20 protein-coding genes are annotated in these 26,185 nt (G+C 50.8%); 12 read left to right on the top strand and 8 right to left on the bottom strand.

The window, feature by feature from the left end:
* From NOR51B_RS05980 to NOR51B_RS05965, 4 genes are all read left to right on the top strand, one after another.
* A partial coding sequence (locus tag NOR51B_RS05980; protein ID WP_154647741.1) for a CmcJ/NvfI family oxidoreductase occupies window positions 1–795 on the top strand: 795 nt, incomplete at its 5' end.
* A gap of 444 nt (window positions 796–1,239) precedes the next feature.
* Window positions 1,240–1,989: an aspartate/glutamate racemase family protein gene (locus NOR51B_RS05975; protein ID WP_009021710.1), complete on the top strand. Its 750-nt coding sequence runs from the start codon at window positions 1,240–1,242 to the stop codon at window positions 1,987–1,989.
* 21 nt (window positions 1,990–2,010) lie between these two features.
* Window positions 2,011–2,406 (top strand): nuclear transport factor 2 family protein, encoded by a 396-nt coding sequence (locus tag NOR51B_RS05970; protein WP_009020620.1) that lies wholly within the window; start codon window positions 2,011–2,013, stop codon window positions 2,404–2,406.
* A gap of 23 nt (window positions 2,407–2,429) precedes the next feature.
* Window positions 2,430–2,828 (top strand): nuclear transport factor 2 family protein, encoded by a 399-nt coding sequence (locus tag NOR51B_RS05965; RefSeq protein WP_009020873.1) that lies wholly within the window; start codon window positions 2,430–2,432, stop codon window positions 2,826–2,828.
* A 266-nt stretch (window positions 2,829–3,094) separates the two neighbouring features.
* Here the strand turns inward: NOR51B_RS05965 and NOR51B_RS05960 are convergent, their stop codons facing one another.
* The 4 genes from NOR51B_RS05960 to NOR51B_RS05940 all read right to left on the bottom strand — a co-directional run bounded on the left by NOR51B_RS05960 (window position 3,095) and on the right by NOR51B_RS05940 (window position 7,221).
* A complete protein-coding gene (locus tag NOR51B_RS05960) occupies window positions 3,095–4,276 on the bottom strand; it encodes an MFS transporter (protein WP_009019953.1) in 1,182 nt (393 codons plus the stop codon).
* Between the two features lie 279 nt (window positions 4,277–4,555).
* Window positions 4,556–4,759 carry a hypothetical protein gene (locus tag NOR51B_RS05955; RefSeq protein WP_009020682.1) on the bottom strand — a complete coding sequence of 68 codons (204 nt, stop codon included), beginning with the start codon at window positions 4,757–4,759 and terminating at the stop codon, window positions 4,556–4,558.
* A gap of 444 nt (window positions 4,760–5,203) precedes the next feature.
* On the bottom strand, window positions 5,204–6,166 hold the full coding sequence (locus NOR51B_RS05945; protein ID WP_009019047.1) for an NADP-dependent oxidoreductase: 963 nt from the start codon (window positions 6,164–6,166) through the stop codon (window positions 5,204–5,206).
* A 146-nt stretch (window positions 6,167–6,312) separates the two neighbouring features.
* Entirely contained in the window at window positions 6,313–7,221 is a 909-nt protein-coding gene (locus tag NOR51B_RS05940) for a LysR family transcriptional regulator (RefSeq protein WP_009019758.1), read from the bottom strand.
* 817 nt (window positions 7,222–8,038) lie between these two features.
* Here NOR51B_RS05940 and NOR51B_RS05935 point away from each other — a divergent pair.
* The 5 genes from NOR51B_RS05935 (at window position 8,039) to NOR51B_RS05915 (ending at window position 13,412) form a co-directional block, all read left to right on the top strand.
* Window positions 8,039–9,208, top strand: coding sequence for a PrnB family protein (locus tag NOR51B_RS05935; protein ID WP_040482392.1), 1,170 nt, complete (start codon window positions 8,039–8,041; stop codon window positions 9,206–9,208).
* A 12-nt stretch (window positions 9,209–9,220) separates the two neighbouring features.
* Window positions 9,221–10,339 carry an aminotransferase class V-fold PLP-dependent enzyme gene (locus NOR51B_RS05930; RefSeq protein ID WP_009021728.1) on the top strand — a complete coding sequence of 373 codons (1,119 nt, stop codon included), beginning with the start codon at window positions 9,221–9,223 and terminating at the stop codon, window positions 10,337–10,339.
* Window positions 10,340–10,727: 388 nt separating this feature from the next.
* Window positions 10,728–11,975, top strand: a complete 1,248-nt coding sequence (locus NOR51B_RS05925) for a reductive dehalogenase (protein WP_154647614.1) — start codon at window positions 10,728–10,730, stop codon at window positions 11,973–11,975.
* Between the two features lie 43 nt (window positions 11,976–12,018).
* A complete protein-coding gene (locus NOR51B_RS05920; RefSeq protein ID WP_040481856.1) occupies window positions 12,019–12,339 on the top strand; it encodes a 2Fe-2S iron-sulfur cluster-binding protein in 321 nt (106 codons plus the stop codon).
* Window positions 12,340–12,968: 629 nt separating this feature from the next.
* Entirely contained in the window at window positions 12,969–13,412 is a 444-nt protein-coding gene (locus NOR51B_RS05915; protein WP_040481855.1) for a MarR family winged helix-turn-helix transcriptional regulator, read from the top strand.
* A 93-nt stretch (window positions 13,413–13,505) separates the two neighbouring features.
* Here NOR51B_RS05915 and NOR51B_RS05910 read toward each other — a convergent pair whose 3' ends face one another.
* The 4 genes from NOR51B_RS05910 to NOR51B_RS05895 form a co-directional block, all read right to left on the bottom strand.
* Window positions 13,506–14,786, bottom strand: coding sequence for a hypothetical protein (locus NOR51B_RS05910; RefSeq protein WP_230198413.1), 1,281 nt, complete (start codon window positions 14,784–14,786; stop codon window positions 13,506–13,508).
* 294 nt (window positions 14,787–15,080) lie between these two features.
* On the bottom strand, window positions 15,081–17,492 hold the full coding sequence (locus NOR51B_RS05905) for a TonB-dependent receptor (protein WP_009021046.1): 2,412 nt from the start codon (window positions 17,490–17,492) through the stop codon (window positions 15,081–15,083).
* A 795-nt stretch (window positions 17,493–18,287) separates the two neighbouring features.
* Window positions 18,288–19,571, bottom strand: a complete 1,284-nt coding sequence (gene mtr / locus NOR51B_RS05900; RefSeq protein WP_230198412.1) for a tryptophan permease — start codon at window positions 19,569–19,571, stop codon at window positions 18,288–18,290.
* Between the two features lie 169 nt (window positions 19,572–19,740).
* Window positions 19,741–21,348, bottom strand: coding sequence for a sulfatase family protein (locus NOR51B_RS05895; protein ID WP_009019448.1), 1,608 nt, complete (start codon window positions 21,346–21,348; stop codon window positions 19,741–19,743).
* Window positions 21,349–21,927: 579 nt separating this feature from the next.
* On the opposite strand from NOR51B_RS05895, the gene NOR51B_RS05890 reads away from it, so the two are divergent.
* The 3 genes from NOR51B_RS05890 to NOR51B_RS05880 all read left to right on the top strand — a co-directional run bounded on the left by NOR51B_RS05890 (window position 21,928) and on the right by NOR51B_RS05880 (window position 26,145).
* The gene (locus tag NOR51B_RS05890) at window positions 21,928–22,293 is read left to right on the top strand and encodes a MarR family winged helix-turn-helix transcriptional regulator (RefSeq protein ID WP_009020238.1); all 366 of its coding nucleotides are present in this window, start codon (window positions 21,928–21,930) and stop codon (window positions 22,291–22,293) included.
* Window positions 22,294–22,893: 600 nt separating this feature from the next.
* On the top strand, window positions 22,894–24,501 hold the full coding sequence (locus NOR51B_RS05885; protein WP_009019484.1) for a sulfatase-like hydrolase/transferase: 1,608 nt from the start codon (window positions 22,894–22,896) through the stop codon (window positions 24,499–24,501).
* Between the two features lie 468 nt (window positions 24,502–24,969).
* The gene (locus tag NOR51B_RS05880; RefSeq protein ID WP_009021343.1) at window positions 24,970–26,145 is read left to right on the top strand and encodes a 4Fe-4S dicluster domain-containing protein; all 1,176 of its coding nucleotides are present in this window, start codon (window positions 24,970–24,972) and stop codon (window positions 26,143–26,145) included.
* The last annotated feature ends 40 nt before the right edge of the window (window positions 26,146–26,185 follow it).

The following is a 26,185-nucleotide window of genomic DNA, read 5'->3' as shown; positions in this document are numbered from 1 at the left end:
CTGAAGTTTCTGGCGGATCTCAGCGCACCTCTGGTTTACGTCCCGTCCAAAGGTGGCGGCGATCAGACCGAGCACGTCGGTAATTACACCAACCAGAAGATACCGGTCCTGAACGCCCGCGAGCATCTCAAGACCACCAGTCTGGATCGCGAGGGCTTTGTGCTTCTGCCCCATACCAGCGCGGTCACTGACTTTTATGACGACGAGCAACTCAGCAGTGTCCATCACGGGGAGATCAAAGCCGCACTCAAAGCATTGACCGGCGCCAATCGTGTGGAGATTTTCGATGATACCCGGCGCACCTCGTCCATTGAAAAACAACAGCAGCGCCAGATCAGGGAACCCGCCAATATCGTGCATAACGATTATACCGGTGCTTCGGGGCCAAAACGCCTTGAGGATTTCTTCGGCGACGATCCTCAGGAAGCAGACAGACTCAAGCAACATCGGTTTGCCATTATCAACGTGTGGCGGCCCATCGCCAGTACTCCGGTCCTCGACCAGCCTCTGGTACTCTGTGACGCGACCACGTTAAGCGATGGCGATTTAGTCGCGGTGGAGCGACGGGCGGAGGAGCGTATCGGCGAATTACAGGTGGCACTCTACAACCCGCAACAACGCTGGTATTACTATCCGCGCATGCATCGCGATGAGATTCTCGTCTTCAAAACCTTCGACTCCGCCGACGACGGGCGAACGCGATTTACGCCCCATTCATCCTTCGAAGATCCCTCGGCGCCCGATGACGCCCCACCCCGGGAAAGCCTTGAGACGCGGTGCCTGGTGTTTTTTTAGCCGATCGAATGGCATTCAAGGTCTCGCTGGCAACGGCGACCGGATAATCAACGACATTGACCACCGCTTAGCATCTTCGCTCGACGCATACCGTGCCGCAGGCCTGAAGATCGGTCGCGATGCGTCGTGGGCGGCAACATTTAAAACCGATGAGCCACTTACCTGTCATTGTGCCGCCAGAAATATGGACAGCAGTGAAAGTTCCCCGGGGACCGCTGCGTCAAGGGTTGACTCGATGGGCTACGGCTGGCGTCCCGCTCATCTTGATTCAACACTAATGCGACAGTTTACGAGCGCCGCCGCCATCTTCAAGACTGCCGATTATGGTAGTGTTTTATCCGCTATTCGTCCGGACCAGCTGCTGCCGTTCGCCGGCACCTTGATGCTGCCCGGGGCAACATTGCCTGGCGCCCCGGTCCGGATAAACGCTCCAAGGAGAAAAATATGACCAAACGAATCAAGATTATTGTCCCCATCGCGATGGATGAAGCCGGTGTCGCCAACCGGGCGTCCCAGCTACCTCCTGAAATGATCGGCGAAGGCTTTGAAGTCGATTTCGTCGCGGTAACCTGGGGTGCCGCGCTGGGTGACAGTTACTACGACGCCCTGCTGATGGATACCAGCGTTTTCGAAGCAGGCCTCAAAGCCGAAGAAGAAGGCTACGATGCCATTTGTATCGATACGGTCAGCGACTCGGGTATGTACGCCCTTCGGTCGCGCCTCAATATCCCCGTTATCGGGCCCGGTCAGGTCAGCCTGCATACCGCCTGCCTGCTGGGACATAAATTCTCGGTAGTCACCATGTGGCCCCAGTGGTTCCATTTCTATCGCAAGACCATTGGCGAGTACAAACTCGAAGCACGCTGCGCCTCGATGCGCTCGATCAATACCCGTCCGGACCTCGCCGAGCTACTCGAAGGCAAGGAAGAAGTGGTATTCAAAAAGCTCGAAGAAGAGTCGCTCAAGGCGATCGAAGAAGACGGCGCCGATGTGATTGTTCTCGGCTCCACCACGATGCACCAGTCCCATGCTTATCTGGCGAGCAAACTGCCGGTGCCGGTGGTGAACCCGGGTCAGGTGGCTTTCGAGACCTGCAAGATGTTTCTAAACCTCGGTTTAACCCACAGTAAAACGGCTTTTGCCGCACCCGAACAACCCAACGATGCCGGGGTTCTTTCCCGCGGCTCCAACTAATCCGTTACAGAGGACTACGCCATGAGTACACACCCGTATCCCTATTATGTCGATATCGTTACCAAGCGATATTTCGATGGTGTCGATAACTTCGACCTGCAGAAGGTGCTCGACTGCTTTCACGAGGACGCCGTATTAACCGAAGTCACCTCCAAAACGGTGCATGAAGGTCGGGACCAGGGCATCAAAACCATGTTCGAGGGCCTGTTCGATGCACACTCGGTCATTTGGCACGGTAACTTCGTGCATACCGCCGATACCGAGAGCGAAGCTATCTGCTCACAGTTCTCAGTAGAAGTAACCCCAAAAGGCAGTGATGAGTGCCTGCGCTACGAGAACTGCAACCGGTTCTATCTGAAGGATGGCAAGTTCACTCGTGTATTCGTATACATGAGCGGCGACAACCTTCTTAAATAACAGGCTCTGACGAGGACAACGCTATGCAATACCAATCAACGCTGGACCGTGAAGGCCTGATCGACCTGGCCATTAACCAATACTTCGGCAACGTCGACGCCAAGAATCTCGACGCCGTGCTGGACTGCTTCCACGACAACGCCATGCTGACCGTTCAGACGGCCTTTACCACCCATGAGGGTAAAGAGGGCATTAAACGGATGTTCGAGGACTTTATGGGTGGCTACAAGACCATCATTCATCGCGACTTCACCATTACGGTCGATGAAGACAATGGCCGTATCACCGCGTCATTTATCGCCGAACTCGAAGACCCCGACGGTGGCAGGATATTCCTGGAAAACACCAACTTCTGGCGTATCCGGGACGACAAGTTTCAGGAAGTCTACGTGTACATGAGTGGTGCCAATCCGCTCGTCTGATGCACTGATACGGGGTCTTTAAGGTCAGTAAAAAGCCCCGGGGCCAAAAGCCACCGGGGCTTTTTTTATGGATCATCGCGGCGGCTTAGCGGAATCAAGGCCTGCACGGCATCTCCATTATTGGCCTGGACGACAGTCGCTGATCACCTGAACGGTGTCTTTGAATCGGTGAGGCAGCCGGCACCCCATGGAATTTTTTATCAAGCCAAGAAGTAGAAGTCGGAGACTGTAGAGCGTTTACCCAGCGCACAGTTCTCCAGCGAAATTTATTGGTTGAAAGCACGGCTACGCAGACAGAGCAGAAAATACAAAAATAAAAACACGCTACTGGCGAAAATAAGATACTCCAAGGCGTAAGTTGTCACTCCGCTCAACAACGTCATCTGCACGCCAATCAATCCACCGACTCCAAAGCTGATGGTGCTGATAATGGATGCGGCAGTTCCCTGGACCTCTGGAATGCTCTTTACCGCCGCCGCGGTTGCATTGAGTCGTATTATGAATGCAGACGCGAGGTAACCCGCTAGCAGTGTGATGTGTAGCCACAATACTGGTTCGAAAAACCGAGCGGTAAAAATCAAGGCGCTGGCAAAGAAAAGCTGGACGGGAATACTCGACCTCATCATCAGCGCAATACCGAATTTCGTTACCAACCACTGATTCGAAAAAACGGCCACGAGTAAAACGACAGTAAAACCCGAATATACATAGCCAAATTCCGTACTGGATAATAAGTAATTTTCAATAAAGTGGTGGGCTGAGCCAGTAACAAATGCAAATAATCCAACGGAGCAACACATTTCAATCGCGATAAAAATACGGGTGCGCGAGTTACATAGAATCATCCAGATATCTTGCAGGGAGTGGACCAAACTCCGTCTTCGTCGCTTCGCTGCAGGCAGAGTTTCGTCAATATGAAATAGTACAAAGATCAGACAGGCGATACTTAAGATCGACACGATGGCCGGAAGGGCATGCCAATCGACGAATGCTACCAAGTAACCTGCAAGCATAGGTGCAATAAACCGCATGCCGATAGAGATTACCGTTGTTTGGGAAAGTAGCTTTGCAGTACCCCTAACGTCATTTTCATCGCAGATAATTGCTGTGACCACTACCGCAAGTGCGCCGCCCGCTACGCCTTGAATTGATCTCAGTGCGATGAACAGCCCCAATGTTGATGAGAATATTTGTGAGATGCTTGCAACAATGAAGACCAGCAAAGCAACTACCAGCAATTTTTTTCGGCCGAAAGCGTCGGAGAGCGCCCCCCCTATGAACTGCCCTACCGCAATACCAAGGAAAAACAGGCTAACATTTAGCCCCGCGGCGGAAACTTCCGAATCGAAAGATAGCGCCAGCGCTTTTGTCGCTGGAAGGTAGAAATCAACGCCAAATGAGCTGAGTCCAGCGACAACCCCGAGAATCAGTACTCGGACGGCAGTCATGAAGACTCTTTATCGAGGCTCGTGCATCGCACATCGCGAGTCAAAATATATTTTCCGTTTCCACGTCGCTATATCGTGACAGGTCGTGGCGCAGTTTTGATGAAATCAGTGTGTTTAGCTTCGCACTTAGTCCGCTGGCCACTCAAAATCTACCGTTCTTACTTTTTCCAGTTTTGGATCAACTCCAAAGACACCTTCTTATAAAGCCTAATCGCTGTAAACAAGTTTCAAATTAAATCTTCACCGATAACTACGATCATGTGCCGCGTTTCCTGGTCCTCAAACAGCCGTGGCCTCCATGCGCTGGCGCTCGCTGGTCTTAACACCCTCGACTCGCCCCTCAGCAATCTCGCTCACCCTGACACCCGTCCTCAGCGCATGAGGCGTGCGGTCGATCTTCGGCGCACTTGCTTCGATACGAGCCCACTGGGAGTTATGTCCCTGTTCCTTGCTGTAAACCAGCCGACCTGTCAGTTCGCACACTTCGGGCGAGAAGCGTTATGTGGTCGTCATAGAGATATTCCCTCTGGAGAAGAGGTCTCATGAAAACCCCGGGGCGGTTCAGTCTGCCACGTCGTCGAGAGCGAATCGACAAACTGCTTCCGTCCACTACTCCTCGCTTTGTGTTGGCTGCTGTGTGGGCGGCTCAACAAGCTCCTGCCCCGCTCTACCGCAGGGTTTCGAAACGAGCGACCCTCCCCAGTAACAGGACGGAACAGGTTAACGAGATGCTACTGGAGCCGACCATGGGCCTGCGTCTCCGGGCAATGCCAATCGACAGGTTAGGATCAGCTTTTTTTGATCTCGCCCAATCCGTCGACTACATGCCGAGAAATGCCGGAAACATGGTCCATTATGGCTGCGGTGGGGATTGATTCATGCCTTTTTCACAGAACCCGCACCCGCCCAGAGATTGGAGTGTCTTCTTTACAGATCCTGTACATGCAATACCACTTTGCCGGTCGTGCGCGAGCTCTCCGATAGCAGATGTGCCTCCAGCGCTTGCTCAAGTTCCATCAACTGGACGCGCGGAATGGGGAGAGCGCCACTACCGAACAAATCCAGCAGATTCCCAAGCAATTCTCCATCTGGCCTGTGATGAAGAAATTCAGCGCGAATACTCCGTGTTTCTATTTCCGGCATTTCTGGAGGCTCGTTATTCATATAGGCGACGGCACCACCTGCCTTGACCAAATGGATAGACTCCTCGGAAACCGCGTCGTCCAGCAGTGATTGCAGAATGAAATCCAAACCTTCTGGCTCCTCCTTCCGGATCACGCTGGCGTAATTCTGCTCCCGATAGTCGATAACAACGTCCGCGCCAAGGGAACTGACGTAATCACGATTTAATTCGCTGGCGGTGGTATACACCTTGGCTCCCAGGTGTTTCGCCAGTGGAATGGCTACACTGCCAAGACCCCCTGCACCGGCGTGAATGAGGACCACTTGTCCGGGCCGTAACTTGCCGAACTCTACGAGTGATTGCCAGGCGGTGAGGCTGACCAGTGGTAGCCCCGCGGCCTGTTCAAACGAGATTTTATCGGGCTTTAGCGTGACTGAACTGGCTTTCACTGGTGCAAATTCCGCGTAGGTACCGTGCTGAATTGACCAGGTGAATGCCAGCCCCACGATATCATCCCCAACCTGGTAATCCGAAACCGCGTCTCCAACAGCGACCACTCGCCCAGCGACATCCCAACCAGGAACCACCGGATAGGTGCGGGTAATGTACTCCTGAAGCTCTCCCGCTCTGAGACGTCGATCAATCGGATTCACACTTGTACAGGCCACTTGCACGAGAACTTCGTCTTCGGCGCAGGGCGGCAAAGGTAGCTCGCCAACCTGAAGAACGTCAGGGCCACCATGGGAGTTATAATAAACGGCTTTCATAGCATTGCGTTCCCTGATTTGTCGATGAGGGATAACCTAACGCCAAATGCTTCGGATTTGAAATCGATGATTTGTAGGGCAGAAATCAACGCTGCAAATAGCATGCTGGGTTATTTGCTTTATCGGTGAATTCCGAGAACTGGCTTTCAGTATGTGTCGGAACACAAACGGAAAATACTGTCACGGAGCCAGCAATGCCCCGAATCTCCATTGAAACTCCTGTGCCACACCATGAAATAGCTGGCAGTCCAATTGTCAAACGGAGCCGCCAGAACCTGTAGACCGAACTGTCGGGCAAAATCTTCGGCCATCTGGCGCGGCATCGTACAGATCATGTCGGTATTTCCGACTATGTAAGGCATATTAAAGAAACTGGGCACCCGCGCCCCACATTCCCGGTTGAAGCCAAGTTGCAACAAGTGCGCATCCAGTGCCAGACCACGCGTGTTATTACTGTAGAGCAGTACGTGCCTGTTCCGCTGAAATTGCTCCACACTGAGAGAGCCCGTGATGTCTGGGTGATCTTTTCGGGCGAGACAATACGGCAGCTCCCGGCGTAGCAGTTTGCACTCATGATCGGGGCTCAGGAGGGGGTCACTGGTTATGGTCAGGTCACCACTACTGCGGTCAACATCCCTATGAGCCTCCCCGGTTTGGCTGGGGTTTATGTTCACGATAATCGGAGATTGCTGCTTCTGAAGGTAGCGTAGCAGTCGCGGAATAACGACGATGCCACCATAGTCTATAGAGCTGATCGTAAACACCCTGTCACTGGATTCAGGGTCGAATTCGCCTGTAGACGTCAAAGCGGCTCGGACATCTTCAAGTATGCGTCGAACAGGTTCCTGCAACTGCAGAGCGCGCTGTGTTGGTTTCACGCCCCGACCAGTGCTGACAAATAATTCATCGTCAAGAGTCACTCTCAGCCTACCCAGAGCTGCGCTTATCGCCGGCTGGCTCATCCCAATCTTGTCAGCCGCATGGGTCAAATTGCCCTCTGACACTATTGCATCAAAAATAGTGAGAAGATTGAGGTCGACACTACGGAGGTTCATTCAAAAAAAGCCTCGAAATTTCGTCGGTGAGCAGTCCATTGCATTGTAGCGCCAAATCTGGAATCAAATAGCCTAGCCAGGTGGTTTATCGTGCCGACAAAAACCGTCGCTTCACGTATATAGCTGCCTCAAATGACGTTTCAATACAATTTGCTATTCATCGTGATGACGTGGCACGACACGGATAGCGCGAAAGGGCAGAACGACTAGTTTCCTTGGCTAAAGAATATAAAGCTTGGGTAGATGGAAAATTCAGGGGGAGACTTGGCCTCACCACCATCTATAGATGCCGCACTAGTGTGATCCAAGATGGTTTCTGATCCAATACGCTGCCCGCAAGGCGGGCCCGAAACGTATCTGCCTAGTGAACCGTTCAGTGATTTGAAGAATGCTCGTAAAGCGGCCTGCCCGCAGGATAACTACGAGCCTCATTTGCAGGATTTCCGCCTCCACCGCCCCACAAAATCCTCTGAGTGCCTTGAGCAAAACTGCTTAATAAATTTAAATGTTGATATGTCAACCATTAAATGGTCTAATTTTCACTCTTAATACTGATTGCGTAACCATGGGCAGCAAGAGGGGAACGGTCTCCAATAAAGGAGGCTAGCTGGCGCTGAGAGGTGAGGGTCGGGGGCAGCTGGCGAACGCCCATCTCATAATGAGCGAAATCTTCCTAATCTATGAGGTCAGATCACATCGGAACCTGAAGTGCCTGGCAATCACCCTTGCAGCTATAGCTGCAGGCAAGTTAAGGCTTTATATAAGACGATAGTGTTTTTATTCAGCTTAAATCAACAAGAGAGTGAAGATCGAACCCATGACGAATACTGAGCGACTAGATAACTGGATACGAAGCGACTTTGTCGCCCTGAATACAGCACTTGAGGAAATCTATTTTTCCAGTGAGATGCCAGAGGAAGTCGAAGGCAAGGGAGATGAACTGAAGCGACAGTTAGAAAAAGAAGGAAAGTCATTCATCGTCGATCTACTGAAAGAAGGTAACACCAACGAAGGTTTCGATGCAGGGTTTTCATTGCTGGGTAATGTCGGTCTTTATATGGCGGCCTGCCGCCGCCATATGATCACTGAACCGTCCCGGGAAACCAAATCGCCCCTGGTGGAGGCCTCGGCCCTGGCAATGCAACTGGGCGCTTCGTTGGGAGTAGTTCCACGCTTCGCCTCTGCTCACCTGGAAAATCACAATTACGCAATTAATGGCGTCGCTAAATCGTTCACGTCCCTGCCTGACGAGATCCTTTTTCTTACCCACAATACCCGGGCCGAGCTTGCCTTTATTCGCGCTTCTGAGGCATTGCTTCGCATTCTGCCTCTGGGGGTGTCACATCCCATTACCGCCGACCTTTTGCTGGTTGCCAGGCGAGCTCTGGAGGATGTTCTCACATCAAATAATGAGCTGTTCACCCAATTGGATACCGACCGATTCTTCTATTGTGTGCGACCCTACTATAAGCCGCATCGGGTAGGACTTCACGAATACCGAGGAGCCAACGCAGGCGATTTCGCCGGCATTAATGTAATCGATTTGTTATTGGGCGTTTGCCGCGCCGATGATTCTTACTACTCGCAACTGCTGGTCGACAAATTTCTTTTCATGACGCCTGATGATCAATTAATTCTACGGGACTGCATGAGCCGTGAAAGCCTGCTGGATCAGTTTCTACGCGAATCAATTACCAACCATACAGAGAGCTGGTACCAGAAGAACGTGGCTTTGTTCCTCGATGTTGCGAAGGCGCATGGTGCGACTGCCTTGCAGCATCACGAGCAGCTTGTGTCCAAGTTCATTGAAAAGCCTGCCGATAATATGGGCTTGTCTGAGAAACCGGGCCTGACTGCCAGCGGGCCGCCTCTGCCCGTATTACTGCGCTCCCTGCGCAAACTTGCGGACCTTCGCTCGGCGGCGGATAGGGACGATATTCCAAGCCGGTTTTCCGATATGCAGAAATTGCGCGCCAGCCTTGCTTGAATCACGCTCCCAATGAAAATCTCTTACAAGGAACACTTTGTCCCTGCGACGGGAATTTACCTGTTAAGCCATTCAGTGGGACGCCCACTTACGACAACAGATGACGCCTTGATTAATGACTTTCTGAATCCCTGGAAGCATGCCGGGGAAAACGTCTGGCCGTTCTGGCTCGAATGCATCGAAAGCTTCAGGGACGAACTGGCAATCCTGTTAACCGGGCAGCGCGAGAATTTCTGTCCGCAGGTAAACTTGTCCAGCGCGCTAACAAAAATCCTGCAGAGCCTTTCTGTTCCCGAGCAGAGGCGGACCATCCTGTATACCGAGGAGGACTTCCCTTCCATCGCTTTTGTGTTGGAGCAGGCCAAAAAGTATGGTTTCAATCTGCGTGCGATTCCCGCCAGCGAGAACACCCTGGATGCAGCGGTATGGGCGCAGTATCTTACCGAGGATGTTGGGCTTGCGCTCATTACCCACGTACATTCGAACACGGGTTCGCAAGTACCCGTGGCCGACATATGCGCAAAGGCCCGTCACCAGAATATCATGACAGTTGTGGATATAGCGCAGTCTGTAGGTGTAGTCCCTATCGACCTGCAAGTGTGGCAGGCCGATTTTGTAATGGGTTCCTGTGTGAAGTGGTTGTGCGGCGGTCCGGGAGCGGGGTTTCTTTGGGTGGACTCCGAGCGGTTAGCAGAGTGTGAGCCAACCGATGTAGGTTGGTTCTCCCATGAAAATCCCTTTGAGTTTGATATGTATAACTTTCGATACGCCCAGGATGCCCTGCGGTTCTGGGGTGGAACGCCGTCGGTACAACCCTATGTGACAGCCACCAACAGCATCCGGCTAATAAACCGGGTTGGAGTCGAACAGGTACGCCAGCACAATCTGGCTCTTACTCAACGTATTATCGATGCAACACCGCCAGATATTTTGGTGACGCCGTCGGCCGCTGAGCAACGAGGCGGCACAGTGGTTTTAGACTTTACGGTTGATCGAATGGAGACGGTCTGCACTCGTTTGCGCGAAGCGCAAGTTGCCTTTGATGTCCGGTCTATGGGGATTCGGATGTCACCTCATGTCTATAACGATGATTCTGAAATGTCCGTAGTCCTTGGGGCGATATCGAGCTAATGCTTTGAGGATTTTTAGAGTCAGACGCCTCTCTACCTTTGCACGCGCGAGATAATTCGGGATATAGCGCCATTGATGGCATGCGATCAACCCTACATCGTCAATAAATCACAAAGCTCAATAGCTGACCTGCTGCCCTACTGGGCAGGCAAAGTGGGCGCGCTCATTAGACTGCAGTAAAAATCGCTCCTTCTCTTATCCATTTATCGATATTAGGAGTCTTAAATACGTATATCTGGCTGCAACAAGGTCATCACAAAGGTGCCCATCAACGGCAAGTTAGCCCTTGCATATAATCCCATTCGGGAGTAATAATACTCCCGTTCGAGACTATTTATTCGTTAAAAAACGAAACCAGCGTAGGCATCACGTGCCCGTGGAGAAATATATGCCATCACAAATAATCGCCAGTTCTCATGCCCGACCTATCGACAAGGAGACTGGGTTCAAGGTTGGCGCCGACTTCCAACGATTTAGCCAGAAAAATGATGCGTTCGCTCGGTCGACCTGGGATGCACCACTACAAGGCAAAAGAGCCTCAAACTTTTTTCAGGCTTACCTGATGCCACACGCTAAACCGCGCAAAGGTGAGGGTTACCAGCATCTCGATTACGCCCTTCGAAACGCGGCATGGCACATGGCCACGATGTTGCGGCAGTTTGCCCCAGGCAGGTCAGAAGGATTTCAGGATCTCTACTCAATTCACGAAGAAGGTTGGCACGAAAAGGTTGAAACGGGGACCCCTGAGGAAACAACAGCAATCGTAAAAAACGCGGCGATTATGCTCGGCGCCGATCTGGTCGGCGTCGCAGACTACGACGAGCGTTGGGTCTACGATAAAACATTCAGACGGCAGACGCTCAAGCCGGGGTTGTCAGACAATGAACCCAAAGAAGTTCCGCAGGAATTACCCGAGCATATGACTCATTGCATCGTTCTCGCGAGTGAGATGCCACTATCCCTTAACCGCACAGTGCCATCGGCTCTCTCGGGGGCCTCTAGCGGAATCGGCTATTCCAAGGATGCCTCAACCAGTATTTCTCTGGCGCAATTTATCCGCAATCTGGGTTATGAAGCCTATGCCTGCATGAACGATACCGGCCCATCGATTCCTTATGCTATTCAGGCCGGATTGGCTGAGTATAGTCGTGCCGGGCTGGCGATAACGCCGGAGTTTGGTTCCCGTGTCAGATTCACCCGGGTCTTTACTAATTTACCACTCACAGCAGATAAACCCATTGAGTTCGGCGTCCAGAAATTTTGCTCGGTTTGCAGGAAGTGCTCGGACGCCTGTCCGCCCCAGGCGATCCCAAAAGGAGAGCCCACATCGGAGCCGATTAGCATCTCTAACACCAAAGGCGTGACGAAATGGACTACCGATGCAGACAAGTGTTTCAAATTCTGGTGTAGCCAGAACACCGAGTGCTCGGTGTGTATACGAGTTTGCCCGTACAACCGCACCTTTGATAACTATTTTGATCGAGCCTGGCTGTGGCTCGCGGGAACGCGCTTCCGTCGACTCGCACTGTGGCTTGACGACAAGTTTAATTCACATACAAAAAAGAAGGCTAGCTGGTGGTGGAAAGTCAGAACGGCTCAAGCCAAGCGTTATTCCAGCTTAACCATCGGAAAATAGAGTCTCTTCACACGATTCATACATGAGTAAATAGGAGTCCAGAATGGGCGTAATTAATCTAACCGACCACGAAGGGGACATACATCAGTTAGAAGCCCAGCCGGGCGAAAAACTGATGGAAGTTATACGGGATGCCGGCTTTCCGATTGAGGCCATCTGTGGTGGTGAAGGTGCTTGCGCCACATGCCATGTCCACGTTCAGTCAGATTGGTACGACAAGCTTCCCAAACCGGACCCGAAAGAGCTTGATTCCGTAGAGGTCGCTATGACTTTTGAGCCTGGTATGTCTCGGCTCAGCTGCCAGATTCTTTTCAGCGACGATCTCAACGGCCTGAATGTGACATTGGCGAACGATGATATCTAATTAATCCGAAAGCAATCGCTACCAGACTTCACAATGGGTTATGGCGCCTGCGGCATTTTCAGTGCAAGTCATACTGCGAACTGGCCGCCGGTTAGCGATCAGTTGCCTGGAGGAGTCGTGTTATCACCATCGGCAAAGAAGTACTGCTCCGCCATCACCGTCCCCTCTTTCCAGGTCTTATTTATCCGACAGGACAGCGAAAATTCGCCGCCTCCACCATGTGCCGAAACCTATTCGAATACAACGTGTTGGCGCGATTTGAGTCCGACCAGTTTGCTCTAAGTCTTCAGATTGCTGAATTGTCATGGGGGCATGTCAAAGCGAATACTTGGCGATACGCTAACCAGCTGTAGCATTGCGGTTCTTAATCTTGAAGTTGGTCTGATTGGTTCAACCGATTCCCTTCAAAGGCCCGATGATTTCTTGATCAGCAAACGCCTGCTCACAGAAAAAGTCAGGTTTTAAAGAATCGACCTATAAACGTTTCCGGTCCACACGAATCCATAGCGTGAAATCATCCGAGTATGTCGACGTTTCCGGCCCGCTTTTCCTTTATGATTGCGGAAAATTACCGTGGTCATAGTGGTATCAAACAAACCGATCTTCGATCGCATAGCAAAGTATGAACAATGAAATCCGAAGAAGACAAACCGATCAATTTAAAAGCCTTCATACCGTATCGTCTAACTAGAATTAGTGAAGATTTCGGTAAGATGTCAGCCCAGGGTTATAAAAAATACAATGTCACATCCCCCGAGTGGCGAATTCTTGCCATCCTGACGGAGTACGGGAGTGCTTCTTCAAAATTCTTGCAAGATCAGAGCGCGCTCTCTCGGTCACGTGTAAATCGCACTCTAGACAAGTTGGTGAGTAAAAAATGGGTTAGCCGAAAATTCGAAGAATACGACCGCAGGCAGAACAAGATCACATTGACAACGCTTGGGATCTCGACGTTTGCTGAGGCCGCCAGGGTTGTGAATGACATGCAAAGCGAATGGCTTAGGAACTTCAGCAAAACCGAAATCTCCCAACTCTACAAACTCATGGAAAAGCTTGAAGATCAGTTACCCTAAATTTGGGTTCGGCTTAGGGGACATAGACAAAAAGACACAAAGGCTAAGCAAAGCCCCTGCCCAGTGGCCCAAGGTCCATGACGGCGTGGTGGCTTACCATTCAAAGGGTTTGCCCAATTCAATCTCTCTTGCCATCTCGGCATACCAGCCGCGCGGCGAGAGTTGGTCGTCATGCATATAGAACGCCACTTTGGCTGTATTACTGCCGGGGCTAAAGCTCAGAAGCCGGCTATTTGGTGGGTACTTACGGACGAGATTTTTGGTCAGGGCAGCCACGTTGATGAAGTTAACACCCCATTTTTTCTCTACATGGGATTTATCACCGAAGGTATCACCAGGTGCGGAATGGGTATGACCACCTAACCAGATATCGATGGCACCCGGATGTTCTTCGAGATAGGACTCGAATAACCCAGCATCCGCGCGGTCACCCACAAAGTACAGGTAGGAGGCACCTTCAGGGGCACCGTCAGGAAAATACCCATGATACCTCCAGTCTTCGGGATGCAGCGGTGTGCGCTCTCCAAACGGAACCTCGGGATATAGGCGCTGCCATTTCTCAACAAATTCTTCCTTCGAGCCGACACCGTAACCCTCCCATCGATCGGATGCCACCGTCGTATCCCTGAGCATGTGGTGATGGGCTGAGATGATTATGGAATCAGGATTTGACTCAACCATCTTCTTCCACCACTCAAATGTCTCCATCGTGACAGCACCGGCCGGATAGTTGCCGCGCTGCTTGCCTTGCTTACCAATGGGCGGAGCGAGATCATTACGATCGGACATCATCAGGAAAAGCATATTACCCACCCGGAATGAGTATCTTTCCCAGGTACCGTCTATGGGATAGGTCATTTTGCGTTTGTCGACACCGGAAACCCCGGGATTTTCACCGGCAGGATCGATCCACTTCCGTGCCCATTCCTGCCCAGGCGAGGCATCTGTATTGCCTATTAAGGTATAAATGTCCTCGCGTTTATGCGTACGTAGCGACCCGAATTGGCGAACCACTTCGCGCCCTTCCGCTTCCGAGGGCGTGGCGGCGTGTGTTCCCGAAAAGTCACCCAAAAGCAGGCCGATGTGCCAGTCAAATGCTGGCGCAGCATCGTTGTTATAACCCTCGGATTGCCTAATCGCTTCGGCGAGGGATTCCCGGGGAATAATAGCGTCGCCACCTGGTCTTTTGCGCTTCTTAAGGTCTCCGTCCAGATGACTGTCGGAGGCTACCCATAGGTGAAACGCACGGGAGTTTACACTATCGTTTTTCTCGGCGATCCCGGCCAGCGGCAATAACAGGCAACCAAGGAAAAGGACCGTCAGAGGCCGGAAGATGTTGCGGCACGCACGGTTTTTTACCCTAATGTCTATCATCGGTGTATGTCCGTCCTATTTACTATGGTGCAGTGACTATCCCACAGTTCCGATGTCACAACCGGCACTAAAAATGAGGCTGTTTCATAGGCCGGGGGAGCTACGGCACCGTGGGAAATCCATGGGTCTGAATCTTTAACGCATCGAGCGCGGTGCGAATCTGATAAAAGAAATACTCCACGCGTCGCAGACGCAGATTTTAAACTCGAGAAAACTGAGCCCACGGGAAAAGAACCGCACAGCGCTATGACTCCTTACGCACACTCTTCTTTTTAAACTGCTGCAAGGAACCCATCAATCAAAATTGTACTCCACCTCCACAGACCACATCCGCGGCGATCCGAGGATACAATTAACGAGTGATGTATTTGTCTGGGCATCTACTGCTCGGAGTGGACCGCCAAGAGGTTGCTCGAACATGGTTTGGCAATAGGCCTCGTCAGTCGCATTCTCCAGATGTGCCGATACCTGCCAACGACCTTCTCGATCCATTAGGCCACCGCGCAGATTGACCAGGCTATAGGCATCCTGAACCGTCTGCCGATTACCATTCGTTGTCGTACCCACGTTCATCTCGTCTCTAAAACTGTATTCCCCTCTGACGAACCAGTCCATTCCCGAATCGGCCAGTGGAAGCGTCAACTGGGCAACCGTTGACAGTTCCCACTTGGGACTTCTGTGGTTACGTTGTCCCGCGAGATCCTGCGGCAGGCCTGCCGGGAGCCCGGAAGCACCAGGGTATGAATCAAACTCCGAGTCCAGATAGGCTCCTGTAAGCGACAAGTCCAAAGCCGCTGTTGGCCGGGCACGTAGTTCAAACTCAACACCTTGCTGCGTCAGTTCTGCGGCGTTTTTCACCAGGAAGCTTGCGGTGTCCGCATCAAGAGTCCGATCCTGAAGATCTGCAACTTCAGTTCTATAGACTGTGGCGTTAGCGATCAGCTTGCCTTCTGCAAGAGTAGACTTAATCCCAACTTCATAGTTGGTGGTCTCCTCCGGATCAAAGGATCGTTCTTCCGCAGTCAACGGATCGCCGCTACCCTGAGAATTGAAACCGCCAGATTTGAACCCTGTAGAGACTGACGCATAGAGCATCATGTCTTCCGTAAGGGTGTACTGGCTACTCAGTAGCCAGGTTGGCTGACTGTCCGAGCGATCTAGCTCCAGTAAGGGAAGTGAAGCTCTGAAACCCAGGATAGAGAGAATAGGGTTACTCGTAACCTGAGTAATTTCAGCCTCTTTTTCATCTCTGGTGAATCTCAGACCTGCTGTGGCACTCCAATCCTCACTGATGTGATACGTCATCTGACCAAAGCCGGCAAAACTCTCAAGGGACTGACTGTAATCAACCGTGCTCGCAGGGCTCTGAGGCGCTCCGCTGCATCTAGGTCTGAGAGGCGGGGGGACAAAGCTACAGAATTGGCTTCCGAGATTAAACTGCTCACCAATGTCATAATCTTCTTCGTAGTAATACAGTCCAAGCACGTACTCTAGCCGTTGGCCTTCAGGTGAAAGTAGCTGAAACTCCTGGGAAAACGACTCTGTGGCGAAATTGCCGTCCCGCAATAAAAAGTCAGCGGCAAGGACAAAATCAGTGCTCTTCACATCGTTTTCCCAATCGCGGTAGGCCGTTATTGAACGAATCGAGTGCTCCCCGATATCGCCGGTGATATCCAGTGCCAAACCCCATTGCTCGTCCACGGTCCTGTCTCTCACCGGCTTATTTATCGTGTAGTCGTCAGGATCGCCTATTTCTACAATATCGCCAAAAAGGCCCAGAACCCTCGCCGTGTAGGCCTCGAATCCACCAAATTGTGGATTGGTCTGGGGCAGGGTTTCCGTTACCGGAGCGCCCTGATCGGTCTCCGAGTAGTCGGCGCTCAAGGTAGCCTGCCAGGATTCCGAGATATCAAATAGAAATTTAGCACGGACCACCGTATCCTCGCGTTCACCAAAATCTCCGGTCGGACCGGCACCGGTAAAGGTCGTTGTGCCGAATCCGTCCCTGTCAGAATACGACCCGGAAATTCGCGCAGCGACCGAGTCTGCGAGTGGTATGTTGACGATCCCGGTACCCGTCCGCATGCCATAATCCCCGAGGCCCAACTTTACTCGCCCCGACAATTCATCAGTCGGCTTTTTTGTAGAAATGCTCAACGCGCCCATAGGCGTGTTCCGGCCAAATAGGGTACCTTGAGGACCACGTAATACCTCGACGCTCTGGATGTCTACAAGGTTTCCCAGTACAGCAGAGGGCCGGGCATAGAACACACCATCGATGAACGTACCGACGCTGGGTTCTATAGCATTATTACCGGCTGAACCTACGCCGCGCATCATAATTCTAGTGTTCGCTAACTGGGAACCTTGTCCGATGTTCAAGTTAGGTACGAAATTCTGCAGATCTATTAGCGTATCGATACCAGACGCCTCCAGCTGATCACCGCTAAACGCGATCATTGATATTGGAACATCCTGTACATTTTCCGAACGTTTCTGGGCGGTCACAATCACTTCTTCAAGCACTACCGATGTCTGGGCAGCCGCGGAAATGGATATTCCAGGGATGAGTAAAAGCAAAACAGAAACCGAGGAGCACAGCCTGGCGTGAATCGAAGGGTTGGCAATGGTTGCCACTTTGGATTTCGGGAAACCTGGAGCAATAGGTGTTGCAAGGGAGGTGGCTCGCAATTCGATAATTGACATTTTTACATGCTCTTTTGATGCGTTAGTTGAATTGTCAACTCACAATGTTGATATGTCAATCAAAATATGGGCGATCTCTTAACGACCTAACCCCCGCCCCCACTTCTTGAACAACACGCAGCACTGGAACCCATGGTTGCCTATTTGCCTTTTTGTACATCTGCGCTGTGTCTTTAGCGGCAGTCAGGCTGCCCAGCGGTTTCCTGGGCCTTTCGTTGTCATACCCCCGTCACCATGACTCGATAACACCCATCGCATGTCCCACACTAGCAATTCAATAATCGTTGAGGCATGCGTCTTGGGATCGCTCGCTGAGCGATTCGACGTAGGTATTCCGTGGCTTCCCAGTGTTGCTTTGCTGGAGCGGCGATCGCTTTTTTTCGCAGAACCTCACTAGAAATCTCTTGCTCAGGCTAGGACTCGGCGAAAAGATTTTCCAGCCGACTGTTTTAGGCCTCAAGCCACTTGAGATGCGCGGCTTCTAACACGGTCATGCCACCACACTCACTGCGCCGAGAGTCGAAGCCGCACCGCGATAAACCATATCACCGACACCGCTCTTTTACCGGTATTCCGCTGTCAGCTTGCTGTCCGAAGCCAGTGATTTGTTCTATGCCGTATCGCTTGTTCATGTCCAGTCCTCCTGCTCGACGTTATTGGACCCAAAACGCCAACATGACTGAAACACGCGGGGATTTATCGGGACCTCTAAACCCGTCGGGACACCCAAGCTTCTCGGGACGCCTATACTGGCTGTAAGCTTTAATAGTACACACCCGATCTTCAGGTTGGTGGTCAACCATAGATCGGTAACAAATTAAAAAATCCCAGCAAATGGCATGCGGCAGTGACGATACCAAACAGAAGGACCGCATAAACCAGGCCATTCCCCCCCCACACACGATACATCGTACTTCCGGACCGTTCACGGCTGCTCTTGACCATAAGTGCTGGCACGATAATCCCCCATATCGCGCCGGCCAGACCGGCAAATCCGATAGCATAAATAAAACCACCCGGATACAGCACCCCACCGATGGTGGGAGGAATAAAGGTAACGGCCGCAGTTTTCAAACGACCCAATCCGCTGTCACTAAATTTATATTTATCCGCAATATAGTCAAATAGTCCTAAGCTCACCCCAAGAAAAGATGAGGTTACGGCAAAATTTGAGAATACATTGAGAAGGGTATGCGTGAATTGACCTTCAGCTGCGCTGCCCATCGCATTCACAAGTACACCTACATTACCCCCCTGATCGATAATCTCTATAAAAGCCTGCCGCGATATACTTCCGAAGACACTAGCCTGCCACAAAAGGTAGATCACCAGTGGCAACAAGGAGCCGTATAACAAACACTTCCTAATTTTTATGGGCTCTTTTCCATAATATTTCATCAAGCTCGGAACATTGGCATGGAAGCCAAATGACGCAACAAAAAATGGCAATGCCGCAAATATAAATGGAAAATACTGCACACCAGCTCCCTCGCGATCAAATAACAGAGCTGACTTGAGATTACTTGTTATATTCCCCGCATACATAAAAAACGTAACCACCATTGCTCCCAATAAAATGGTGGTAATGCGGTCCACAGTTTTGGTACTCAACCAGACAACAAAAGCCAAACTGAAAGAAAATATCAGCCCAGAAATTTTTGGCGGCGCGACGATGCCGAGTGTACTCTCCAGAGTTTGATTAATAATTGAGCTTCCGGCACTGATGTAAGCATAGGTCAAGACATAGAGAACAAACACAATCGACAGGCCGTTTATCAAGTTCCAGACCGGCCCCAACGTATCTTTCGTGATCGTATCAAAGCTGGATCCAACGGGATAATTCAGGTTCGTCTCCAGTATCATCAAACCTGAGTGGTACATAAAAAAAAACGTCAGAATCAGGCAGATCACCGACCAGTTAAACCACATCCCTGATGCAACAACCGGCAACGAGAACATACCCGCGCCAATAGCCGTACCTGCAATGATCATTGCGCCGCCGATCAGGGATGGAGACTTATCTTCCCCACCCCCAACGGATACTGGTGCAGCAGTTTGTTCCGGTGCTTCAGAGAGCAAAATTTTCATCCCTTCGTAATGAAAAAGTAAAGTGCCGCTTATTATTGGTAATCAAGCTGAATAGCGGATTGCAGAGAAAATACCGCTTGCCCAACTCACAAAGACCAGCATTACCAAACACTAAGAAGCAACTATGAATCTAGATTTAGATCGCGTCATCCCTTGTTATCTAGTCAGAAAATTCCGGCACCAAGCTCACAGAAGGACTCTTCCAATTCGAAAAGAAATCCTTATAAAACTGATTCCGATCACCATACTCCATAACCGCCTTACCACTTCCCCCCCGCCAGGAATCGAATTCGGGGTTAGCGTATTCATCAAAAAAGGCTTGTAATTGTGCACCCAAAGATTTCTGAATCTCCGAATATTCTGGAATATCTGCCAGGTTTTGGTATTCCCCGGGATCGGTCCGTAAATTGTATACCTCGTTCGGACCATCAGGGAAACGTGCGATCAATTTCCAGTCTCTTGTGCGAATAGCCCGAGTCCTCATGTATTCAAAGAAAACTGGCCCGCTAGAATCCACTGTCTCCCCCTCTAATACTGGTGAGAAACTGCGCCCTGGCGAATGCGTAAACTCTTTGTCCGCCATTCCTACGTAATCAAGTACAGTCGGTGCAAGATCAAACTGGTTAATAAGTTCATCGTTGCGGGATCCTTCCTCGATTTTGCCTATATGCCTGATAATCAGGGGAATGTGCATATTCTCTTCATATGCGGTCGTGGGCAGCGCAGCGGAGCTGTTGCCCCATAAACCATGCTCTCCCAGTGCGGATCCTTGATCTGAAGTAAAAATTACCACCGTGTTTTGGTCCAGCCCATTCTCTCTAATGCTGGCCAGCACCGTACCCACACCTTCATCAACCATAGTCAGCTCCGAAATAGCATGTACCAACGCTTCGGGATTGTTCAGGGCGCTAACCATGCCCCAGGCCACTTCCGACCAACGGCTCTTATGCCCACTTTCCTCCGCTCGCCATCCTTTCAGAAACTCACCCCCACCGCCTGAATCAGCGACCGCTTGAGTAACCAGGTTTTGCAGAAAGGGGTGTATCGAATCGTGAGGCATCGGAACCGGGTTCGCTCTGTAATAATCTGCATACCGGTTTTTTGCGGACTCCAGCACCAGGGGTGGCAACATATAGGGGCCATTGTAGGAGAGGTACAAAAAGAAAGGCCGTGACTCACTCTGACGATCAATAAATTCGACCGCTTTTTTGCTCCAAAAATCTGTAAGGTGCTCCTGCGTTTTATAGGTTTTTTCGTTGTCAATCACCTCAACATCATGCCAACTACTCGTGTGACCACTGGCGAAAGTAACCCAGGAATCAAACTTAAGCTGAGGCTCATCCGGCACCCCTAAATGATATTTCCCGACAAGTCCGGTACGGTAGCCAGCATCAGAGAACGTCTGAGGTAAACTGCGAAACTCCCCTATCGCGGACCAGCCATCCAACCCCACGTCGGACGGCAAGGCATTTTGTACTCCAGTCTGGGAGGGCAACAGCCCCGTCAACAGCGTCGCTCTGGTCGGTGAGCACACACCACTCGAAGCAAAGGCATGATCCATGGTCATGCCCTCCCGGGCAAGCTCATCGATATGAGGCGTCTCAACATACTTGTTACCGTAGGCTCCAATGAGCTTTGCAGGAACATTGTCTACTACAATCACCACAACATTGGGACGAGTATTACCCGGATCAGCCGCCACACACGGGATAACGGCCATCAGATAAATGACGCCGACCAGGCACTGTAAAATAGTTTTCAGGATCATCACTATGAGCATTCTCCTGCATAACCACTGCGTGACCTGTCTTCCCTCAAAGCCTTCATGGATAACAGATTAGACCCCGTAACACCGTGCAATCGTCTTTCGTCAAATCTCATCGTAGACACCCAACTCTGGCAGTTCCGTTATGACAACGCTAATTAGTCATCGTGGTCGCTAGAGCTATCAGGAAGTAAATCTTGATTACTTATTTTTTGTGGATCGGTCTGCAAACGCAGTCTGGCATTAGAAATCGGATACATACGACGCCAACTGTAGTGATCATTACTTGATATGTCAACTGAAAGTCCTTGGCAATACGCAGGACAACGCTTATGTATTTTTCCCGTAAGCTGCGTACGAAAAGCTGGAAAATGCTAAGGTATCGATCTTTGATTGAGGTATAAATGCTAAAGTACCGATCATTCATAGGACTGCTAAATAGTACGGTCCCCGCAATAATAGTTTTAAGGTAATCAGGTTTATCCCGTGGCAGTGATAAAAAAGCGAATAGATCTAGAGAGTTATTTCCCCTACCTGCTCCGCTCAATATCCAATCAAATTGGGGCGGGATCCAGCGCGATCATGGTGGGCGCCTATCGGATTGGCATGCGGGAGTGGCGAATCATGGGGCTGATGGCCGATCGGGGCTCCGCCACCAACAAGGATGTTACTGACTCCAGCGGCATGGACAAAGCCTCCGTCAGTCGCGCCATCAAATACCTCGAAGAAAAAAAGTTAATCAAACAATTACCGGCATCTGATCTGAATCGACGAAGTAAGCCTTACGGCCTAACGTCCCAGGGCATTAAGGTATTCAATGAAATTGCGGCGCAAAAGCTGGTTCGCGCGGATGAACTCTGGAGCGATTTGACGAAAGCAGAGCAGAAAAAGCTGATCTACCTCTTACAAAAACTTAAAAAAAATGTAAATCGAGTATTGAATGACTAACAACAGTGGCGTGTTAAAGATTCCGTGCCAATCCACTGACCTGGGTTCTACCCCGTTTTTTTGATGGCTCTTAACGGGCTACCTACCGCCGGCTTTTAGCCGTTCCCCGCCGCATCCCCGGGTCACAGGCCATTTTTTGCCTCGGCGAGGATCACGCCAAATACATTGCTACGACAAACCAACTCGGCTTGATTTGCAATGTTTACGCATTGGTCAAAAATCTATCACTCCGTCACGCAAGTACCACAAGATTGACATGTCAACATTTGGTACAGTAAAGTTATGCCGATGTCTTCGTCTTTGCGATACTAAGAGAATCGAAAGCTGACAGAAAAATGCAGCAGCGGATTAATGAAAAGATTTTCAGCGATTGCGAATTGGCTCACCATCGATAACGTTTGCGATAGGTCGTGTACGGTGCCTGTGAGTAGCGGGCAGCTGTAACTCCGCATCCTCGATCGGAATAAATGTCGCAAAATTATGGGCTTTTCGTAGCTAAGGCGGTATGAAGGTTTTAATCCATAGATCCAGTGAAAGTCGGGCCACAGCCAGTCAGTCGCAAGTCAGTTTCTTCCTGACAAAAATTCTATAGGTCAAACGATGAGCAAAAAAAGGCAGTCGACGTTTCTGGCCAACCTACCCGGGAGCATATTGCTGATATGCTTTCTATGCAGCTTTGAAGTACAGGCACTGCAAGTGGATGCCGCGCAGAAAGCACTGCGGGAAAAATTCGGGTCCGAATGGGCAACTCAGGATGCCGCCGTCGATAAGCAGCTGCGCTCTCTGACCGCTCGCTTTGAGCGACGTCCGAACATATTAGTGATTCTGGCAGACGATATTGGCTGGGGGGAACTCGGCAGTTATGGGGGAGGAAAACTGAAAGGAGCCCCAACCCCAGCGCTGGATCAGATGGCTGACGAGGGCATGCGTTTTCTGTCACATTATACGGAGCCAAGCTGTACGCCGACTCGGGTCGCATTGATGACGGGCAGGCATCCAGTAAGAACTGGATTAGACGAGGTACTATTCCCCGGGCAGGTCAAAGGACTGGTCGCTGATGAAGTGACGTTAGCCGAGGTATTGTCTGAAGCCGGGTACGCCACTGGTATGTTCGGCAAGTGGCACCTAGGTGAGCTACAGGAGCATCAGCCCCAGTATCAGGGGTTTGATTACGCCTACTACAATTTGTATAACGGCGCTATTTGGCCTTGGCGGGAGAATGCCACACACTACGACACAGAAAATGATACGGGAATTACCGGCCCGCCCTATTTCATCGATATTCCAGAGGCGTACGAGGAAACGTTTGATATTCCCTTGCATGGCATCATGCGAGCGAAGCGCAATACACCTGCCGAAGAAATCGACCCTTTGTCTCTCTCCCGGTTTAATACCTTCGATAATGAACTGACCGATGAAGTCATCGCCTTTATGCGTGACCAACATGAAGCGGGTATACCGTTCTTCGCCTATTTCGCTACTAACACTCAACAGGTTTTCAGCTGCCCCGACGTAGACAGCCCATATCTTGACAAGAGTAATTGTCAGGCGCGGCAACTTGTCCAACACGATAAAAATATGGCTCGCTTATTTGAGTCACTTGATAATATGGGTATCGATGAGAACACTCTTGTTCTCTGGATTAGTGATAACGGGCCCATGAACAAATTTTATCCTTCTACCGGATTCAGTTGGCTGCGTGGCTACAAGTCAGAAGTGTATGAAGGAGGTGTCAGGACACCCGGGATTGCCAAATGGCCGGGATCAATTGCACCAGGGCAGACTCCCATAGATATCGTACATGTTTCCGATTGGTATACCACGATTGCAAATCTTGCAGGAGCCAAAGCAGCCATCCCCGATGACAGGGTCATTGATGGTGTAGACCAGCGTAGTCTTTTGTTTAACGGGGAGGGGTATTCACGTAGGGACTATGTGTTCTTTTATCGCTATATCGCATACAAAAATCTATCGAGCACGGGTCCCGCTTCGATGTTATCCGCCATACGCATGGGTGACATAAAATTTCACCTTCAGTCAGGAGAGATCTATAACTTACTGCGTGACCCGGTGGAATCTCATCCAGGCAGAAGAGAATACCTTTGGGCGATGCAACCGATAAGGAGAATGATATGGGAGCACCGGGCTATGATGAAAAAATACCCAAATAGAGTAATTGAGGAAACCGCCGGCGGCAAGGTTGATTAATCATTTCAGTTTCTGGAATGGTGCTCTTTGAGAGTTCTCCTCGTCCGGAAAAGAGAGCCAGGCCATAGGGTAGAGATCCTCCTATCTTTTGGGAGGGGACTATGGAGCAAAGCCTTCGGCGAGAAACTATCAGCTTCTCCAAGGCAGGTGGTGAAGTGGATTTGCTATTGGTAAAAAATGCATTTCGGGAAGTGTGGCTTCCCGTGAATTTGAGTACTTTCAGCTGCCAGCTTCACGGTATCAGTTTCACTGCTAACTCGTTTAACCGCACGCTACTAGCGCGGCGTTTTCGCTAATGTACATTGGCAACACAGGCCCAGATGCACAAAAATAACGAGCATTCTAGTTTAGACGTTAGTTCTGATATTTAACGCGAGCACAAAATAAATAGGCGAGACGGAGTTAAAAATATGAAGAGCGAATCCGCGGTAAGAGAATGGACTTGATCAATCTAACACTCGTCATTACATGAAGAATCCACATCAAAAACCTATAGATGAACTAACAGGGTTTGAAATTAACTCTGATTTCGACAAGTTTGACCAGAGGGACGAAATCTATTGTCGCTCAGAATGGGATGAAGAAATTCGTACTGAAAAAGCACTGAATTTTTTCAAAAGCTACTTCATGCCCAATGCCCGCGCCCGCAAGACCGACGGGTTTAGCCAACGGGACTACGCCCTGCGTAATGCAGCCTGGCACGTAACCAACGTGTTACGCGATATCAAACGCGACGAGCACGGTAGAAAAGAAGGCTTTTTCAATCCTTTTACCTCGCACGATGAAGGCTGGCCTGAACCTTTTGCATTTGCCAGCGCGGAGGAAGCCACGTCAGACTTACACAAAGTAGCGAAGCTGGCTGGAGCCGATGTAGTCGGCGTTTGCGCCTACGACGATCGCTGGATGTACAGCAAGATCTATGACGAAAATTCCCAGCAAAGCATAGCGCAGGAAATTCCCGATGACTTACCTCACGTCATAGTTTTGGGCGAATCAATGGATGAAGACTTAACTCGCACCGTGCCGTCGGCCCTATCAGGCACTGCTACCGGGCTGGGCTATTCTAACGACGCGGTCACGCTACTCACCCTCACCCAGTATATCCGCAACCTAGGCTACCGAGCGCACGCCAGTATGAACGATTCGTCGCTTGCCATTCCACTGGCAGTACAGGCAGGTCTCGGGGAGGTGGGTCGACACAGCTTGCTGATAACGGAGGAGTACGGCCCACGATTGCGGTTGGGACGCATCCATACGGATATGCCGCTGGTGTTGTCTACACCGAAGAAGTTTGGAGTGAAGGAGTTTTGTGAGATCTGTGATCGCTGTGCCGCCGGATGCCCGCCAAAGGCCATCACCTTTGAAGAGCCGACGACGAAAGTCTATAACCGATCCAATTTGATCGGCGTGTCAAAATGGACTGTAGATGCTGAAAAATGCTTTAAGTTCTGGGCAAACCAGAATACGGACTGCTCCATTTGTATTCGCACCTGCCCTTACAATCGCGATTATGGCAAGTGGTATAACCGCGCTTGGCGAAAACTGGCTGGAGGCAAGCTACGTCACCTGGCCCTTTGGCTGGACGACAAGCTGGTTCAACGCACCCGTTTTAAATCTACTGGCTGGTGGGGCCGGACTGGCTAAACTGCCCCCGTCACCTCAAAGCTCGCGCTGACTCGAACCG

Source organism: Luminiphilus syltensis NOR5-1B, from assembly GCF_000158175.1.
In the GTDB taxonomy this organism is placed as follows: domain Bacteria; phylum Pseudomonadota; class Gammaproteobacteria; order Pseudomonadales; family Halieaceae; genus Luminiphilus; species Luminiphilus syltensis.
The sequence above is the reverse complement of the archived record's forward strand: the minus strand, read 5'-3'. Positions and strand labels throughout refer to the sequence as shown.

Excerpts from the sequence above, each read along its gene's own strand:
- NOR51B_RS05895 (WP_009019448.1), bottom strand. The coding sequence starts at position 21,348 with ATGATCCTGAAAACTATTTTACAGTGCCTGGTCGGCGTCATTTATCTG.
- NOR51B_RS05945 (WP_009019047.1), bottom strand. The coding sequence starts at position 6,166 with ATGAAAGCCGTTTATTATAACTCCCATGGTGGCCCTGACGTTCTTCAG.
- NOR51B_RS05890 (WP_009020238.1), top strand. The coding sequence starts at position 21,928 with ATGGTGGGCGCCTATCGGATTGGCATGCGGGAGTGGCGAATCATGGGG.
- NOR51B_RS05970 (WP_009020620.1), top strand. The coding sequence starts at position 2,011 with ATGAGTACACACCCGTATCCCTATTATGTCGATATCGTTACCAAGCGA.
- NOR51B_RS05930 (WP_009021728.1), top strand. The coding sequence starts at position 9,221 with ATGAAAATCTCTTACAAGGAACACTTTGTCCCTGCGACGGGAATTTAC.
- NOR51B_RS05915 (WP_040481855.1), top strand. The coding sequence starts at position 12,969 with ATGAAATCCGAAGAAGACAAACCGATCAATTTAAAAGCCTTCATACCG.
- NOR51B_RS05905 (WP_009021046.1), bottom strand. The coding sequence starts at position 17,492 with ATGTCAATTATCGAATTGCGAGCCACCTCCCTTGCAACACCTATTGCT.
- NOR51B_RS05965 (WP_009020873.1), top strand. The coding sequence starts at position 2,430 with ATGCAATACCAATCAACGCTGGACCGTGAAGGCCTGATCGACCTGGCC.
- NOR51B_RS05880 (WP_009021343.1), top strand. The coding sequence starts at position 24,970 with ATGAAGAATCCACATCAAAAACCTATAGATGAACTAACAGGGTTTGAA.
- NOR51B_RS05910 (WP_230198413.1), bottom strand. The coding sequence starts at position 14,786 with ATGATAGACATTAGGGTAAAAAACCGTGCGTGCCGCAACATCTTCCGG.
- NOR51B_RS05885 (WP_009019484.1), top strand. The coding sequence starts at position 22,894 with ATGAGCAAAAAAAGGCAGTCGACGTTTCTGGCCAACCTACCCGGGAGC.
- NOR51B_RS05940 (WP_009019758.1), bottom strand. The coding sequence starts at position 7,221 with ATGAACCTCCGTAGTGTCGACCTCAATCTTCTCACTATTTTTGATGCA.
- NOR51B_RS05935 (WP_040482392.1), top strand. The coding sequence starts at position 8,039 with ATGACGAATACTGAGCGACTAGATAACTGGATACGAAGCGACTTTGTC.
- NOR51B_RS05960 (WP_009019953.1), bottom strand. The coding sequence starts at position 4,276 with ATGACTGCCGTCCGAGTACTGATTCTCGGGGTTGTCGCTGGACTCAGC.
- NOR51B_RS05920 (WP_040481856.1), top strand. The coding sequence starts at position 12,019 with ATGGGCGTAATTAATCTAACCGACCACGAAGGGGACATACATCAGTTA.
- NOR51B_RS05925 (WP_154647614.1), top strand. The coding sequence starts at position 10,728 with ATGCCATCACAAATAATCGCCAGTTCTCATGCCCGACCTATCGACAAG.
- NOR51B_RS05975 (WP_009021710.1), top strand. The coding sequence starts at position 1,240 with ATGACCAAACGAATCAAGATTATTGTCCCCATCGCGATGGATGAAGCC.